Origin of the sequence: Paenirhizobium cremeum (genome assembly GCF_047553425.1) — a bacterium.
GTDB classification, from domain to species: Bacteria; Pseudomonadota; Alphaproteobacteria; order Rhizobiales; family Rhizobiaceae; genus Allorhizobium; species Allorhizobium cremeum.
The window spans coordinates 597353-611401 of sequence record NZ_CP180217.1; the positions used below are offsets into that span (position 1 = coordinate 597353).

Annotated in this window: 13 protein-coding genes; 9 read left to right on the plus strand and 4 right to left on the minus strand. The window is 62.9% G+C overall.

Annotated features, from left to right (window positions below):
• Nucleotides 1-104 precede the first annotated feature (104 nt).
• Nucleotides 105-575, minus strand: coding sequence for a plant virulence effector HPE1-like domain-containing protein (locus ACLBKR_RS02800; RefSeq protein WP_113486471.1), 471 nt, complete (start codon nt 573-575; stop codon nt 105-107).
• A 115-nt stretch (nt 576-690) separates the two neighbouring features.
• Nucleotides 691-1962, minus strand: a complete 1272-nt coding sequence (gene purD / locus ACLBKR_RS02805; protein WP_113447917.1) for a phosphoribosylamine--glycine ligase — start codon at nt 1960-1962, stop codon at nt 691-693.
• A 177-nt stretch (nt 1963-2139) separates the two neighbouring features.
• Between purD and ACLBKR_RS02810 the strand changes: the two genes are divergently transcribed.
• From ACLBKR_RS02810 to ACLBKR_RS02820, 3 genes are all read left to right on the plus strand, one after another.
• The gene (locus ACLBKR_RS02810) at nt 2140-4455 is read left to right on the plus strand and encodes a Tex family protein (protein ID WP_113447916.1); all 2316 of its coding nucleotides are present in this window, start codon (nt 2140-2142) and stop codon (nt 4453-4455) included.
• 165 nt (nt 4456-4620) lie between these two features.
• Complete coding sequence (locus tag ACLBKR_RS02815) at nt 4621-5877, plus strand: SAM-dependent methyltransferase (RefSeq protein WP_113443619.1); 1257 nt, start codon at nt 4621-4623, stop codon at nt 5875-5877.
• 239 nt (nt 5878-6116) lie between these two features.
• Nucleotides 6117-6920 (plus strand): MipA/OmpV family protein, encoded by an 804-nt coding sequence (locus tag ACLBKR_RS02820; RefSeq protein WP_113443620.1) that lies wholly within the window; start codon nt 6117-6119, stop codon nt 6918-6920.
• Nucleotides 6921-6931: 11 nt separating this feature from the next.
• On the opposite strand, the gene ACLBKR_RS02825 is transcribed toward ACLBKR_RS02820, so the two are convergent.
• Nucleotides 6932-7681, minus strand: a complete 750-nt coding sequence (locus ACLBKR_RS02825; protein WP_113443621.1) for a hypothetical protein — start codon at nt 7679-7681, stop codon at nt 6932-6934.
• 177 nt (nt 7682-7858) lie between these two features.
• On the opposite strand from ACLBKR_RS02825, the gene ubiA reads away from it, so the two are divergent.
• From ubiA to dmeF, 3 genes are all read left to right on the plus strand, one after another.
• Nucleotides 7859-8812 (plus strand): 4-hydroxybenzoate octaprenyltransferase, encoded by a 954-nt coding sequence (gene ubiA / locus ACLBKR_RS02830; protein WP_113443633.1) that lies wholly within the window; start codon nt 7859-7861, stop codon nt 8810-8812.
• Between the two features lie 94 nt (nt 8813-8906).
• Nucleotides 8907-9185: a metal/formaldehyde-sensitive transcriptional repressor gene (locus tag ACLBKR_RS02835; RefSeq protein WP_112828992.1), complete on the plus strand. Its 279-nt coding sequence runs from the start codon at nt 8907-8909 to the stop codon at nt 9183-9185.
• Between the two features lie 101 nt (nt 9186-9286).
• On the plus strand, nt 9287-10228 hold the full coding sequence (gene dmeF / locus ACLBKR_RS02840; protein WP_414901711.1) for a CDF family Co(II)/Ni(II) efflux transporter DmeF: 942 nt from the start codon (nt 9287-9289) through the stop codon (nt 10226-10228).
• Nucleotides 10229-10304: 76 nt separating this feature from the next.
• Here the strand turns inward: dmeF and ACLBKR_RS02845 are convergent, their stop codons facing one another.
• Nucleotides 10305-10871 (minus strand): DUF6101 family protein, encoded by a 567-nt coding sequence (locus tag ACLBKR_RS02845; protein WP_112829144.1) that lies wholly within the window; start codon nt 10869-10871, stop codon nt 10305-10307.
• A gap of 395 nt (nt 10872-11266) precedes the next feature.
• Here ACLBKR_RS02845 and modA point away from each other — a divergent pair, with 395 nt between their 5' ends.
• The 3 genes from modA to modC all read left to right on the plus strand — a co-directional run bounded on the left by modA (nt 11267) and on the right by modC (nt 13893).
• Entirely contained in the window at nt 11267-12067 is an 801-nt protein-coding gene (gene modA, locus ACLBKR_RS02850; RefSeq protein WP_113443623.1) for a molybdate ABC transporter substrate-binding protein, read from the plus strand.
• Nucleotides 12068-12145: 78 nt separating this feature from the next.
• Nucleotides 12146-12808 carry a molybdate ABC transporter permease subunit gene (gene modB, locus ACLBKR_RS02855; RefSeq protein ID WP_244712160.1) on the plus strand — a complete coding sequence of 221 codons (663 nt, stop codon included), beginning with the start codon at nt 12146-12148 and terminating at the stop codon, nt 12806-12808.
• The gene (gene modC / locus ACLBKR_RS02860; RefSeq protein WP_414900562.1) at nt 12808-13893 is read left to right on the plus strand and encodes a molybdenum ABC transporter ATP-binding protein; all 1086 of its coding nucleotides are present in this window, start codon (nt 12808-12810) and stop codon (nt 13891-13893) included. The genes modB and modC overlap by 1 nt, the downstream gene beginning before the upstream one ends.
• Nucleotides 13894-14049: the final 156 nt, after the last annotated feature.

Here is a 14049-nt window from a genome sequence, read left to right on the forward strand (position 1 = left end):
CAGCAAAACGCCCCGGTTGGGCCGGGGCGCTTGCGCCGCATTGACGCGGCAGGCCCGATCAGCCCGGATCGTGAGGCTGGGTGGGGCAGGGAAGGCCTGCGGCTTCAGTTCAGCCGCAACTGGAAATTCGTCAGGTCGAGGGGCCGGGAGGCGCCCTGGCCGGTTATATCGGCCGGAATGGCGTTGCCATCGGCCTTGACCGGCAGGGCGGCGGTCGTGGCCTGGGTGTCGATGCCGTCGCTCTGCGGCGCTGCCGCGGCGATCCTGGAGCCGTCGGTCGTCCAGCCCTCGGCCGTGCTCATGAAAACCACCGGCGAGCCACCCATCCAGGATTCGACCCGCTTCAGTTTCTTTTCGCCGTTGATTTCGACGATCTCGGCCGCCTGCTCACCGGGTGCGACCTGCGGCACGACATAGGTTTTCTTTTCCTGCCGGAGCGGGACCGGGCAGTCGGCGCACGAGATGACGACGATGCTGTCGCCCTTCACCGCATCGGCGCCGACCACCTCGATCGAGGACGCGAAGGCCGGTGCGGCGGCAAGAGCCACGATGGACGTCAGAACGAGATTGCGCATGGCGAGTTCCCCGGATGTCTTTCAAGGGGAAAATAGCCACCTTTCGTTGCTATCCGGTCAGATGCATCGCTACAATTTTACCGATGTGTCGTTTTTTGACGGCACTGCGGGCCTGTCAGCCCTTTTCCCGACCGATGGCGCGCCAGCCGATATCCCGGCGGCAGAAGCCGTTCTCCCAGGAGACCTGGTCGACAAGGCCGTAGGCGCGGTCCTTGGCCGCAGCGACGCTCGCACCGAGCGCGGTGACGTTCAGAACGCGCCCGCCGGTGGCGACGAGCCTTCCGTCCTTCAGCGCCGTGCCGGCATGGAAAACCTTGGCATCACCATCGGCTTCGGGCAGGGTGCCGATCGGCGTGTTCTTCTCGTAGGAGCCGGGATAGCCCCTGGAAGCCATGACGACGGTGAGCGCCGCCTCGTCCCGCCACTCGGCGGAAACCTCGTGCAGCCGGCCCGTGGCCGCGGCGTGAAGCAGCGGCAGGAGATCGCTCTTCAGCCGCATCATCAGCACCTGGCATTCCGGATCGCCGAAGCGGACATTGTATTCAATGAGCTCGGGGCCCTTTGCGGTCATCATCAGGCCGGCGAAGAACACGCCGGAGAACGGCATGCCCATGTCCGCCATACCGCGCATGGTCGGCTCGATGATCTCGCGCATGGTGCGCTCCACCAGTTCCGGCGTCATCACCGGAGCGGGCGAATAGGCGCCCATGCCGCCGGTGTTCGGGCCGGTATCGCCGTCGCCGACACGCTTGTGATCCTGTGCGGTTGCGAGCGGCAGAAGCGTCTTGCCGTCGCAGAGGCAGAAGAAGCTCGCCTCCTCGCCGTCGAGGAAGGCTTCAACCACGACTTCCGCGCCGGCTTCGCCGAACGCACCCTCGAAGCAGTCATCCACCGCCGCCAGCGCTTCCTCGACGGTCATGGCGACCGTCACGCCCTTGCCGGCGGCCAGTCCGTCGGCCTTGATGACGATGGGCGCGCCCTGCGCGCGGATATAGGCCTTGGCCTTTGGAGCGTTGTTGAAACGCTGATAGGCGCCGGTCGGGATGTCGTAACGGGCGCACAGATCCTTGGTGAAACCCTTGGAGCCCTCGAGCTGGGCCGCGGCGGCGGAGGGGCCGAAGACGGCGAAGCCTTCGGCGCGCAGCTTGTCTGAAAGGCCCGCGACCAGCGGCGCTTCCGGCCCGACGACGACGAAGTCGATCTCGTGGCCGCGGCAGAAGGCGAGGATCTCTTCCTGGTCGTCCGCGGAAATCGGCACGAGGGTGGCGTGCTCTCCGATACCCGGATTGCCGGGCAGAGCATAGAATGCCTCCATCAGCGGCGATTGCGCCAGTTTCCAGGCGAGCGCATGCTCGCGTCCGCCAGACCCGATCAACAGAACTTTCATCGCCTGCCCTCCGAATGCCATGATCCCGGCGGTTAAGGGCAGGGGACCGAAAGGTCAAGGCGAAAAGCGTCATTTGGGATACCGGTGCTTTCCTGTGGAACCCCGGGCGCCCGCGTTGCCTTCATCGCCGCTGCCGCTATGGTCGCGGCTCGCAAATTTGGAGAAGACCGGATCACCATGGCCGACGACATCAAATCCATCGCCGCGATCATCGCTTCCGAGATCAAGGCCCGCCCCGATCAGGTGGCATCCGCCGTGCAGTTGCTGGACGAAGGTGCGACCGTGCCCTTCATCGCCCGCTACCGCAAGGAAGTGACGGGCGGCCTCGACGATACGCAGTTGCGCGATCTCTCGGAACGGCTCACCTATCTGCGCGAGCTTGCCGCGCGCCGCAAGGCAATCGTCGAATCGATCACCTCCCAGGGCAAGATGACCGACGAACTGATGGTGAAGATCTTCCAAGTCGCCACCAAGGCGGAGCTCGAGGACATCTATCTCCCCTACAAGCCGAGGCGCCGCACCCGCGCGGAGATTGCCCGCGAGAGGGGCCTGCAGCCGCTTGCCGATGCCATATGGGCCAACCGCGCCGCCGATCCCGCAACGCTGGCCGAGGCCTATATCACCGCCGACGTTGCGGATGTGAAGGCGGCACTCGAAGGTGCGCGCGACATCGTCGCCGAGGCGATCTCGGAAAATGCCGACCTGATCGGCCGGTTGCGCAACGACATGAAGGAGCGCGCCGTCCTCTATTCGAAGGTGGTCGAAGGCAAGGAGAATGCCGGCGAGAAATTCGCCGACTACTTCGATCATTCCGAACGCTGGGCAACCGTGCCTGGCCATCGCGCGCTCGCCATGCTGCGCGGCTGGAACGAGGAAATGCTGACGCTTTCGATCGAGGTCGACAAGGACGATCCGTCGCCGGTCAAGCCGGCCCAGCGCACTATCGCCGCAGCCTATGAGATCCGTCAGGCCGGTCCCGCCGACCAGTGGCTGATGGAGGTCGCCGGCTGGACATGGCGGGTGAAACTCTCCGTTTCGCTGTCGCTCGATCTGATGCGCGAACTGCGCGAGCGCGCCGAGGAAGAGGCGATCCATGTGTTCGCCCGCAACCTCAAGGACCTGCTGCTGGCCGCCCCCGCCGGCTCGCGCGCCACCATGGGTCTCGATCCGGGCATCCGTACCGGCGTCAAGGTCGCCGTCGTTGACGGCACCGGCAAGCTGCTGGAAACGACGACCGTCTATCCCTTCCCGCCGAAGAACGATGTGCGTGGTGCGCAGGCGGAACTCGCCAGCCTCATCCGCAAGCACAAGGTGGAATTGATCGCCATCGGCAACGGCACCGGCAGCCGCGAGACCGAAAAACTGGTGGCCGACATGCTGTCGCAGTTTCCGTCGACCGCCGCGAAGCCGACGAAAGTCATCGTTTCGGAAGCCGGCGCTTCCGTTTATTCGGCGTCGGAATCGGCCGCCCGCGAATTCCCGGGGCTCGACGTATCGCTGCGCGGCGCCGTTTCCATTGCCCGCCGCCTGCAGGACCCGCTGGCCGAACTGGTGAAGATCGAGCCGAAGTCGATCGGCGTCGGCCAGTACCAGCACGACGTCGATCAGGGCAAACTCGGCCGCTCGCTCGATGCGGTCGTGGAAGATGCGGTGAACGCCGTCGGCGTGGACCTCAATACGGCCTCGGTGCCGCTGCTTGCCCGCGTGTCCGGTCTCGGCGGCTCGATTGCCGAAGCCATCGTCGCTTATCGCGATCAGGCCGGCGCTTTCGAAAGCCGCAAGGAGCTGCTGAAGGTGCCGCGTCTCGGCGCCCGCACATTCGAGCAATGCGCCGGCTTCCTGCGCATCCCGAATGGCATCGAGCCGCTCGATGCATCCTCCGTGCATCCGGAAGCCTATGGCGTGGCGAAGAAGATCGTGGCCGCCTGCGGCCGGGACCTGCGCAGCCTGATGGGCGATAGCGCCCTGCTGAAGAGCCTCGATCCGAGGAAGTTCATCGACGAGCAGTTCGGCCTGCCGACGGTCAAGGACATCATCGCCGAACTGGACAAGCCGGGCCGCGACCCGCGCCCGAGCTTCAAGACGGCGACCTTTGCCGAGGGCGTCGACGAGATCACCGATCTCAAGCCCGGCATGCTGCTGGAAGGCACCGTCACCAATGTCGCAGCCTTCGGCGCTTTCGTCGATATCGGCGTCCACCAGGACGGGCTGGTGCATGTTTCCCAGCTCGCCGACCGTTTCGTCAAGGACCCCCATGAGGTGGTCAAGGCGGGCGACGTCGTGAAGGTTCGCGTGGTCGAGGTGGACGTGAAGCGCAAGCGCATCGCCCTCACCATGCGCAAGGACGGCGGGGAGGCTCCCCCGCCTTCAACCCGTGACAATCGTGGTCAGGGCAACATGCGCAACGCCGGGGCCAAGCCGGGCGGCAAGGCGGAAACGCCTGCCATCGGCGGGCTTGGCGCAGCGCTTGCGGAGGCCATGCGCCGGAAATAACACGGCAAAATTCCGCGGAAATATGAATGCCGAAGGCCTGGTTCACAGGCCTTCGGTCCCCTATGCCTCAAAAAATATGAAGCTTCGATAACAATCGCGCGCTTGCCTCGCCCCGCGGACGCGATAGATTTTGGACGTTTGTATAATGGCATAATGGGGGCATGAATGACCTCAAGGCTTGAGGACTTACTGACAAGGATCATCCGAAAAGGAAATTTCCGCGTAACCTTCGCGGATGGCCGGACGAAGACCATCGGAGACGGCAGCGGCCAACCGGTAGCCCTGCGCTTCACCGACGAAAAGGCGGAAAACGAGCTGGTCGCCGATCCCCAGCTCAAGCTCGGTGAAATCTACATGGACGGCCGGATGATCGTCGAGGAAGGCGACATATACGAACTTCTGGCTCTGGTGAAATCGAATACACTTGCCGAGGATCTGAGCTTCGGCATGGTCTGGCGCGGGCTTATGCGCTTCTGCCTGACCCGGATCTGCGGTCTTTTCCCGGTCAACCACAACCGCCGCAACGTCGCGCATCACTACGATCTCTCGGCCAAGCTCTTCGACCTCTTCCTCGATCAGGACTGGCAGTATTCCTGCGCCTATTTCCATCCCGAAGGCATTTCCCTCGACGAGGCGCAGATCGCCAAGAAGCGGCACATTGCCGCCAAGCTGCTGCTGGAACCGAAGCAGCGGGTGCTGGAAATCGGTTCGGGCTGGGGCGGCATGGCCATGTATCTCGCCGAGATGGCGGGTGTGGAGGTCAACGGCATCACGCTTTCGACTGAACAATTGCGCGTTTCGCGCGGCCGGGCCGAAAAGCGCGGTCTTTCCGACCGGGTTCGTTTCGACCTTCAGGACTATCGTACGATGCGGTCCGCGCCCTTCGACCGCATCGTCTCGGTCGGCATGTTCGAACATGTCGGTCGTCACAACTACCGCCACTTCTTCTCCAAGGTTGCGGAGCTTCTGAAGGAAGACGGCGTGATGGTGCTGCATTCCATCGGCCAGCCCTATCCGTCGCTTTTCAACAACCCCTTCTTCGAAAAGTACATCTTTCCTGGAGGTTACATCCCGTCCGTCGCGGAGGTCCTGCCTGCGGTGGAGAAGTCAGGCCTGCTCGTCCGCGATATCGAGATCCTGCCGCATCACTATGCGCACACGTTGCGCCACTGGCGCCAACGCTTTCTTGCCCGCAAGGCCGAGGTGGTGTCGCTTTATGACGAACGTTTCTTCCGCATGTGGGAGTTTTATCTCGCCGGTTCCGAAATGGCCTTCAGCCACGAGAACTTCTTCATCTTCCAGATGCAGCTCACCAGGAGCCAGTTCGTCGTGCCCGACAACCGCAACTATATCGCCGAGGCGGAGGAAAGGCTGAAGGTGATGGAAGGGGCAAGGGCGCCGCTGGAAAAGGTCGAGTTCTAGGACCGCCGGCGGCCGTATCGCGGACGGAAATGCGCCCGCCGGATTGTTTCTTTGGCAGTTTCATCCCTAGCGTCATGCCGCACGATGTTATCATGAAGGTTGCAATAAGAGCTCTATCGGCATTTCGATCTGGGCAAGACCCCTCGTGGTTAATGCTCCGGTAATGCATTCGTGCGAATTTGATGCATCCTCTCTGCCTGTCAGCAGAATTTCAGTATTGCGTTTTCTAGGATCGACCCATGCGAAAGCTGTCGCTTGCCCTCGTTTCCGTGAGCTTTTTCAGCATTTTTGCCACCGAAGGTCATGCAGGTGAACATTTCTGGTCTGGTGACTGGTATCTGACGCTTGGCGGTGCCGGTATTTCCGGCCCGAAGTTCGAAGGCGCCGACAGCCGGAAACTGTCGTTCTCGCCGATCATTTCGCTTGGCCGCCAGGGAAGCGGTTCGCGCTTCTCCTCGCGCAATGACAGCGCTTCCTTTGCCATTGTCGACACGGACATGTTCCGTGCCGGTGTTGCCGGCAAGATCGTTCCGGGGCGCGACTCCGACGACTACAGGGACCTGGAGGGGCTCTCCGACGTCAAGTGGGGTGCCGAACTCGGCGGCTTCGTCGACGTCTATCCGACCGATTTCGTTCGCCTCCGTGGCGAACTGCGCCAGGGCATCCGCAGCCATGACGGCCTCGTCGCCGATCTTTCGGCCGACGTCTTCACCGACATCGCCCCCGATATCCAGATTTCCGGCGGTCCGCGCGCCCGCTATGCCACCAGCGGCTATTCCAAGGCCTATTTCGGCGTGAATGCCGAAGAATCGGCCGCGTCGGGCCTTGGCCAGTACGATCCCGATGGCGGCTGGCAGTCGGTCGGCGTCGGCACCGCGGTGACCTGGAGGGCGACGGAACAACTCTCGACCAGCGCCTTCGCGGAATATTCGCGGCTGGTCGGCCCCGCCGGCGACAGCACGCTCGTCGACGAACGGGGCTCGAAGAACCAGTTCATGTTCGGCGTTTCCGCCAGCTACAAGTTCGGCTTCAGCCTCGACTGAACGGCAGGCGCCTATAGCTTGTCCGGGTTGATCGACACGACGACATAGGAATATTCCGTGGTACCGTCGCGGCGTCCTTCGCCGCCAAACCCTCCGCCATTGCCGATCACCTTGGTCTTGCCGTCGCTGGACGTGATCGTGCCGCCGACACTCAAGCCAGCCGATCCGCCGAGATACTGGTTGGTGACATCGGTCAGCTTGTCGGCGCGCCAGGCATTGAGAACGAGAATGACATTGCTGCCCGCGGCCTTCCGTTCGGCAATAACTGCGCGGCATTCGCCGCCGATCTTCTCCATGACGAGCTTGGCGCCGGCTTCCGTCAAGGTCAGTTCCCGCACGTTTTCCATCGTGTAGATACGCGAGCCTTTGGCACTGGCGTCGGCGGAGATCACGCCCAGTTTGGCAAGCTTGTCGATGGAAAGGCCCGCGCTTGACGTCCTGCTGGCATTCTCCGTCTTCTTGTCGACCCGAACCTTGTCCTCGACGACGACTTGGGCTTCGAGATCCTTCAGTGCGCCGGTCTTCAGGAAGTCGTCGTAGCACAAGGCATTGTAGACGGTGCCATCGGCGGTCATGAACTTCGGCCTCTTTCCCTTGCCGGAGAAGTAGAGGTGACCGACCTCGATTCCGCTCGTGGGCGCCACGGTCGCATAGCCGGGGGGGTGTATGCTCTCCAGCGTCGGCGGCGAGGGAGGTTTGGTGACTGCGGTGCAGCCGGCGAGTGTCACGGATGTCGCGATGAAGAGCATATGATTGCGCATCGATTCCCCCAAAGATTGCACATTCAACAAATACAATCATCGATGATCGGTTCAGGCAATGTAAAATCCCTCAAAAGATGTGAATATCGATAAATACACCTTTTGGGAGTATTTGATTGCGGGCCCGTGGCTCCGATCGTGCTTGACCCGGCTCCGGCGCCGCCTTTAGATGGCGCCATGCAACAGACAGGTGATTTTGCGGGCCGCGTCGCCGACGCGCCTTCCGACAATTGGGTTTACCGGACCTTGCCGCGCGGCCTCTGGCCTTATGCGCAGCTCGCGCGCTGGGACCGGCCGATCGGCTGGCAGCTCCTGATGTGGCCGTGCTTCTGGTCGTCGGCCATGGCCGCCAATGCGCTGGCCGCGGAAGGGCGCCTGTCCTTTTCGCTTTTCCTTTTCCATCTCGTCCTGTTCTTCCTCGGTTCGGTTGCCATGCGTGGCGCCGGCTGCACCTATAACGACCTCGTCGACCACGACATCGACATGCAGGTCGCGCGCACCCGTTCCAGGCCTTTGCCGTCCGGCCGGGTCAGCCGCAACGAGGCGAAGCTCTTCATGGTGGCGCAGGCACTGGTGGGGCTTGTCGTCCTCCTTTGCTTCAACGGCTTTTCCATTCTGCTGGGCATCTTGTCGCTGGCGGTCGTCGCGATCTATCCCTTTGCCAAGCGCTTTACCGACTGGCCGCAATTCTTCCTCGGTCTCGCCTTTTCCTGGGGCGGGCTGATGGGATGGGCCGGGTTGCAGGGCTCGCTGTCGCTCTCCGCCGTGCTGCTTTACTTTGCGGCGGTGGCCTGGACGATCGGTTACGACACGATCTACGCACATCAGGACAAGGAGGACGACGCACTCGTCGGCGTCCGTTCCACCGCGCGGCTGTTCGGCGATGATACGCGCTACTGGCTGATCGCCCTTTATGGCGTCACCTTCCTGCTGTTGCTGGCTGCCTTCGTTGCCGCCGGCATGGGCTTATTTGCCTATCTCGGTTTGCTGGTCGCGCTGGGAATGCTGGCCTGGCAGATCGTTGTCATCGATATCGACAATGCGGACCAGTGCCTTGCCCTGTTCAAGTCAAACAACCGTGTTGGTGTGATCCTGTTTGCCGGCCTGCTGCTGGCCATTCCCTTCGCCTGATTTTCCCGATCTCATGAAGGCCTGATCGATCGCCCGGCAATGCCGGGCGATATGCTTTTGCCTTTCGCTGAAAAATAGGGTACCCCCCTATAGTATGAGTCATACTATAAAGCATCAAGCAAAGCTGCTTGCCCGCGTCAGACGGATGAAGGGGCAGATGGAAGCCATTGAAACCGCGCTGCTGGCGGAAGCGCCCTGCGGCGATATTCTCAACATGGTCGCTTCGGTCCGTGGCGCGATGACCGGCCTGACGGCGGAACTGATCGAGGATCACATTCGCGAACACGTGGTCAATCCCGACCGCGAGGAGGACCCCGAGCGCGCCAAGGGGGCCGCCGAACTGATCGATGTCATCAGGAGCTATCTGAAATGACGCACGGCCACGACGATCACCATCACGATCATTCACATCCCAATCCGCATGCCGATGCCCATGCGGAAGGTCAGCCCCGCCTCGCCGCCCGGCATCATCATATGTTCCTCGGTGCCGATCACCAGCGCAACGCGCGCAAGACATGGGCCGTCATTGCCATTACCTCGGCGATGATGGTGGGGGAGATCGCGGCCGGGACCCTCTTCGGGTCCATGGCCTTGCTGGCGGACGGCTGGCACATGGCGACCCATGCCGGCGCCATCCTCATTTCGGCGCTCGCCTACCGCTATGCGCTGCAGAATGTCGGCAATGCGCGCTTCACCTTCGGCACCGGCAAGTTCGGCGATCTCGCGGCCTTTTCGAGCGCTATCGTACTGGCCATGGTGGCGCTTCTGATCGGCTGGGAAAGCCTGATGCGCTTCCGTAATCCGGTGTCCATCGATTTCAACGAGGCTATCGCGGTCGCCATCCTCGGCCTGGTGGTCAATCTCGTCTGCGCCTGGCTGCTCTGGGACGATCATGACCATAACGGTGCCGGCCAGGGTCATCATCATGGCCACCATCACGATCACGCCGGCAGCCACGCCCATGCGGGCAGCCATGCGCATGGTAGCGGAGATACCAATCTGCGCGCCGCCTATGTCCATGTGATCGCCGATGCGCTGACCTCGGTTCTGGCCATTGCCGGCCTTTTCGCCGGCAGTTTCTACGGCTGGCTCTGGCTCGATCCGGTCATCGGCCTTGTCGGCACGGTGATTATCGGCCGCTGGGCCTATGGCCTCATGCGCGAGGCGGGCGGCGTCCTCCTCGATTATGTTCCGCGTAGCGAAGGTCTGCCGGATGAGATCCGCGCGATCATCGAGCCGGAAGGGGCGGAGATCGCCGATCTGCATGTCTGGCAGCTTGGTCCGGGCCATCACGGCGCCATCGTCTCGCTGACGGCCGCCGAGCCGCGCGCGCCGTCCTATTATCGCGAAAAACTCGCCCGCATTCCCGATCTGTCCCACGTCACCGTCGAGGTCGAGCTGGCCGAGGCGGCCTGAGCTTGTACCGTTCTGAAACGATGAAAGGGTCCGGACGGCGTCCGGACCCTTTCGATTGTAACTTGTCCCTGAAGGATCAGCTGCGGGCGATGATTTCCTTGCCGGAAATTTTCATCGTGACGCCGAGCTTGCCGGTGGTGCGGCGAACGAGAAAACGCGGCCGGCGGTCGGCGAAATAGGAATGGCGGCGGCGCGGCTGGGTTTCGCGGGCGCGAACCTCGCCGAGATGATCCTCGAGCGGCCGGGCAATGCCGTCAGCCTCGACCATCAGCATGGGGATGCGGAAGGCATCCGACCAGTTGCGCCAGTCGGCGGCGATATCGCAGAGATCATGGGCGACCAGAAGCGGAATGCAGAGTTCCGGATCGTCGTGGTGCAGTTCGAGTGTCACGGTAACCTCCCCGTCGCCATGGTCGATCGCGCGGGCCGCGACCCCCTTGAAGGCGCGGGCCGGCAGCGCGAACGAGAGCGGCAATCCGCTGGCTGGCAGGATCTTTCGCAGAACGGCGCCCCGTTCGTCAATCGTAATGGTGACATCGCCGGACGTTCCGCGCAATGCGTAGGTGACCTGTTGCGGAAAACGGGAAGGATCCAGCCGCAATGTCGCTCCTGCCCATGCGGGCTTCATAACCGTGTTCGTCATCTTCATGCTACCCTTGTTTTACCCGAGAGCGCTTCATGCGTTTCTCTGATCGGGACTTTTTCGTCCTCTGTAGCCTGACCATACCGGTGCCCTGTTCCGGACAGCTTAAAAATTGCGGTTAAAAAAACTTTGCCACGTCAAATGGTTAGCATTTTCGGACGAGGCAGGGTTTCGGAAACGTGAATAACGGGCTGCATGTGTCGGCCAATGGGACGGATGCTCGCGCCGGCCTGCCGGCCGCAAAAGCCTCGCCGCCGGCGCCGGTTCTTATGTCTGCGGACGATCCGGCGCGGCGCATATTTGCGGTTCTTCCGTCGATCCCTCCCTTGTCGCCGCATTGCTTTTTCGCTATCGATATATCCATTGAGATATATCGATAGATCGAGAGGCCTTTCATGCACGTTTCCTTCAGTTCCTTCCGCAATCTTGCCCGGGCAGCGGTCGTTGCCGCCGCCGTCCTCGCCCAGCCGGTATCCGCCGCTTTCGCCGCGGAGCCGGTCACCGTTTTCGCCGCCGCCAGCCTGAAGGAAGTGCTGGGTGATATCTCCGCCGCCTGGAAAGCCGAAACAGGCAAGGAAACGAGCGTGTCGCTGGCGGCAAGTTCTGCGCTTGCCAAGCAGATCCAGGAAGGTGCGCCGGCCGACATCTTCTTCTCCGCCGACCTGAAATGGATGGACTACCTCGACAAGGCCGGCCTGATCGCCGCCGACACGCGCATCAACCTGCTCGGCAACCGCATCGTCCTCGTCGCCCCGAAGGACTCGACCGTGGCCACGACGATTGCCGAAGGCTTCCCGCTGAAGGATCTTCTCGCCGGTGGCAAGCTCGCCATGGGCAACACGGAATCGGTGCCGGCCGGGCTCTATGGCAAGGCTGCGCTGGAAAAGCTCGGCGTGTGGGATAGCGTCAAGAGCGACGTCGCCCAGGCGGACAGCGTGCGCGCGGCTCTTCTCCTCGTCTCCCGCGCCGAAGCGCCGCTCGGTATCGTCTATGAAACGGATGCCAAGGTGGAAAAGGAAGTGAAGGTCGTGGACCGTTTTCCCGAATCGAGCCACCCTGCGATCATCTATCCGGCCGCCCTGCTGAAGGACACCCAGAATGCCGACGCCAAAGCCTTCCTCGAATATCTCCAGGGAGCCAAGGCGCGGGAAATCTTCACGGCAGCCGGCTTCACGGTGCTTGCCAAGACCAACTGATATCCGGCCACGTCCTGACATGTTCCTGACCGAGAGGCGGTCCGCTGCGTGACGCTGACCGCCGAAGAAACCACAGCCATGCTGCTCAGCCTGAAGGTCGCGGGAACCGCCGTGGCCTTCTCGCTGCCGTTCGGCGTCTTGATCGCATGGCTGCTGTCCCGCCGGGAATTTTACGGCAAGACGCTGCTGAACGGCCTGGTGCATCTGCCGCTCATCATGCCGCCGGTCGTCACGGGCTACCTGCTGCTGATTACCTTCGGCCGGCGCGGCGCGGTCGGCGCCTTTCTCGACCAGTGGTTCGGGCTTGTCTTCTCCTTCCGCTGGACCGGTGCGGCGCTGGCGGCGGGTGTCATGGGCTTCCCTCTTCTGGTGCGCTCCATCCGGCTGTCGCTGGATGCGGTCGACCGCAAGCTGGAGGCGGCCGCCTCGACGCTCGGCGCGTCGCCCGCATGGGTATTCGTAACCGTGACGCTGCCTTTGATCCTGCCGGGCATCGCGGCGGGAACGGTGCTCGCCTTCGCCAAGGCGATGGGCGAATTCGGCGCGACCATCACCTTCGTCTCCAATATTCCCGGCGAAACCCAGACGCTGGCCTCGGCCATCTATACCTATACCCAGGTGCCGGGCGGCGATCTCCAGGCCATGCGCCTGACCCTCATCTCGATTGCCGTTTCGCTGGTGGCGCTGGTGGCGTCCGAAATCCTGTCGCGCCGGTTGGCGATGCGGATGGGGAGCGCCTGATGCTGACCATCGACATCGTGCATCATCAGGGAAGTTTCGATCTCGTCGCCGATCTTTCGGTCGGGCAGGGGCTGACCGTCTTCTTCGGCCCGTCCGGTTCCGGCAAGACCACGCTCATCAATCTCGTCGCCGGACTGGTGCGGCCGATGAAAGGCCGCATCGTTTTCAACGGCGATGTCTGGAGCGACGGCGAGACCGGCCGTTTCGTGCCGCCGCACCGCCGGCGCATCGGTTATGTCTTCCAGGAAGGCCGGCTTTTTCCGCATCTGACCGTGCGCCAGAACATGCTCTACGGAACCCGCTTTGCCCCGGCTGCCGAACGCCGCGAAAGCCTGGACCGCGTGGCGGATCTGCTGGGTATCTCCGGATTGCTCGCGCGCCGCCCTTCCGGCCTTTCCGGCGGCGAAAAGCAGCGTGTGGCGCTTGGCCGTGCCCTGATGTCGAACCCGCGTCTTCTCCTGATGGACGAGCCGCTGTCGGCGCTCGATGTCGAGCTGAAGGCCGCGATCCTTCCCGATATCGAGCGCATCCGCGACGAGGTCGGCATCCCGATCCTTTATGTCAGCCATTCTCTCGAGGAGGTCGCCCGTCTGGCGACCCGCGTGGTGGCACTTTCCCATGGCCGGGCCACCGCGATCGGTGCGCCGGATGAGGTTCTTGACGTGCTTGCGCCCGGGGCAGGTGTCCAGCCGGGTAATTTCCTGCATGCCACCGTCACGGGCCAGAGCGTGGAGGACGGCATAACTCTTGCGGAAAGCCGGGCCGGACCGCTTTTCCTCAGGAAGACCGACGTAGCGGTGGGAACCCATATCCGCGTCTTCGTGCCGGTCAGCGAGATCGTCGTTGCGACCGGCCTTCCGGAAGGCATTTCCACGCTCAACAGGCTCTCCGGTGTCGTCACCGGCCTGCGCGAGGAGGGAAGCTCGGTCATGGTCTCCGTCGATTGCGGCGGCGAAGCGATGATCTGCGAGGTCACGCGACGCTCGGCGGCCGCCCTCGGCCTTTTCGTCGGTTCGTCGGTGCATCTGCTGTTCAAGACCGTGTCGCTCGCCTCCGAAGCCATTTTCCGGCAGTCGGCGCGGTAGGATAGATTAAAGCGAGGGGACTTGCTGGAGCTGCCACGGCGGTGTTCCGGGTGCCCCCTCTGGCCTGCCGGCCATCTCCCCCACAAGGGGGGAGAGCGCAGAGCGGCTGCCCACTGTGCCTACCCATCTTGTCGGAGAGGGAACTGGCGGGTTCCC

What these genes read in the sequence shown, in the direction of transcription:
- ACLBKR_RS02825 (WP_113443621.1), bottom strand. Translation starts at nt 7,681, where the DNA reads ATGCGCAATCATATGCTCTTCATCGCGACATCCGTGACACTCGCCGGC.
- ACLBKR_RS02800 (WP_113486471.1), bottom strand. Translation starts at nt 575, where the DNA reads ATGCGCAATCTCGTTCTGACGTCCATCGTGGCTCTTGCCGCCGCACCG.
- ACLBKR_RS02835 (WP_112828992.1), top strand. Translation starts at nt 8,907, where the DNA reads ATGAGTCATACTATAAAGCATCAAGCAAAGCTGCTTGCCCGCGTCAGA.
- ACLBKR_RS02810 (WP_113447916.1), top strand. Translation starts at nt 2,140, where the DNA reads ATGGCCGACGACATCAAATCCATCGCCGCGATCATCGCTTCCGAGATC.
- purD (WP_113447917.1), bottom strand. Translation starts at nt 1,962, where the DNA reads ATGAAAGTTCTGTTGATCGGGTCTGGCGGACGCGAGCATGCGCTCGCC.
- dmeF (WP_414901711.1), top strand. Translation starts at nt 9,287, where the DNA reads ATGTTCCTCGGTGCCGATCACCAGCGCAACGCGCGCAAGACATGGGCC.
- modB (WP_244712160.1), top strand. Translation starts at nt 12,146, where the DNA reads ATGCTGCTCAGCCTGAAGGTCGCGGGAACCGCCGTGGCCTTCTCGCTG.
- ACLBKR_RS02820 (WP_113443620.1), top strand. Translation starts at nt 6,117, where the DNA reads ATGCGAAAGCTGTCGCTTGCCCTCGTTTCCGTGAGCTTTTTCAGCATT.
- modC (WP_414900562.1), top strand. Translation starts at nt 12,808, where the DNA reads ATGCTGACCATCGACATCGTGCATCATCAGGGAAGTTTCGATCTCGTC.
- ACLBKR_RS02845 (WP_112829144.1), bottom strand. Translation starts at nt 10,871, where the DNA reads ATGACGAACACGGTTATGAAGCCCGCATGGGCAGGAGCGACATTGCGG.
- ubiA (WP_113443633.1), top strand. Translation starts at nt 7,859, where the DNA reads ATGCAACAGACAGGTGATTTTGCGGGCCGCGTCGCCGACGCGCCTTCC.
- ACLBKR_RS02815 (WP_113443619.1), top strand. Translation starts at nt 4,621, where the DNA reads ATGACCTCAAGGCTTGAGGACTTACTGACAAGGATCATCCGAAAAGGA.
- modA (WP_113443623.1), top strand. Translation starts at nt 11,267, where the DNA reads ATGCACGTTTCCTTCAGTTCCTTCCGCAATCTTGCCCGGGCAGCGGTC.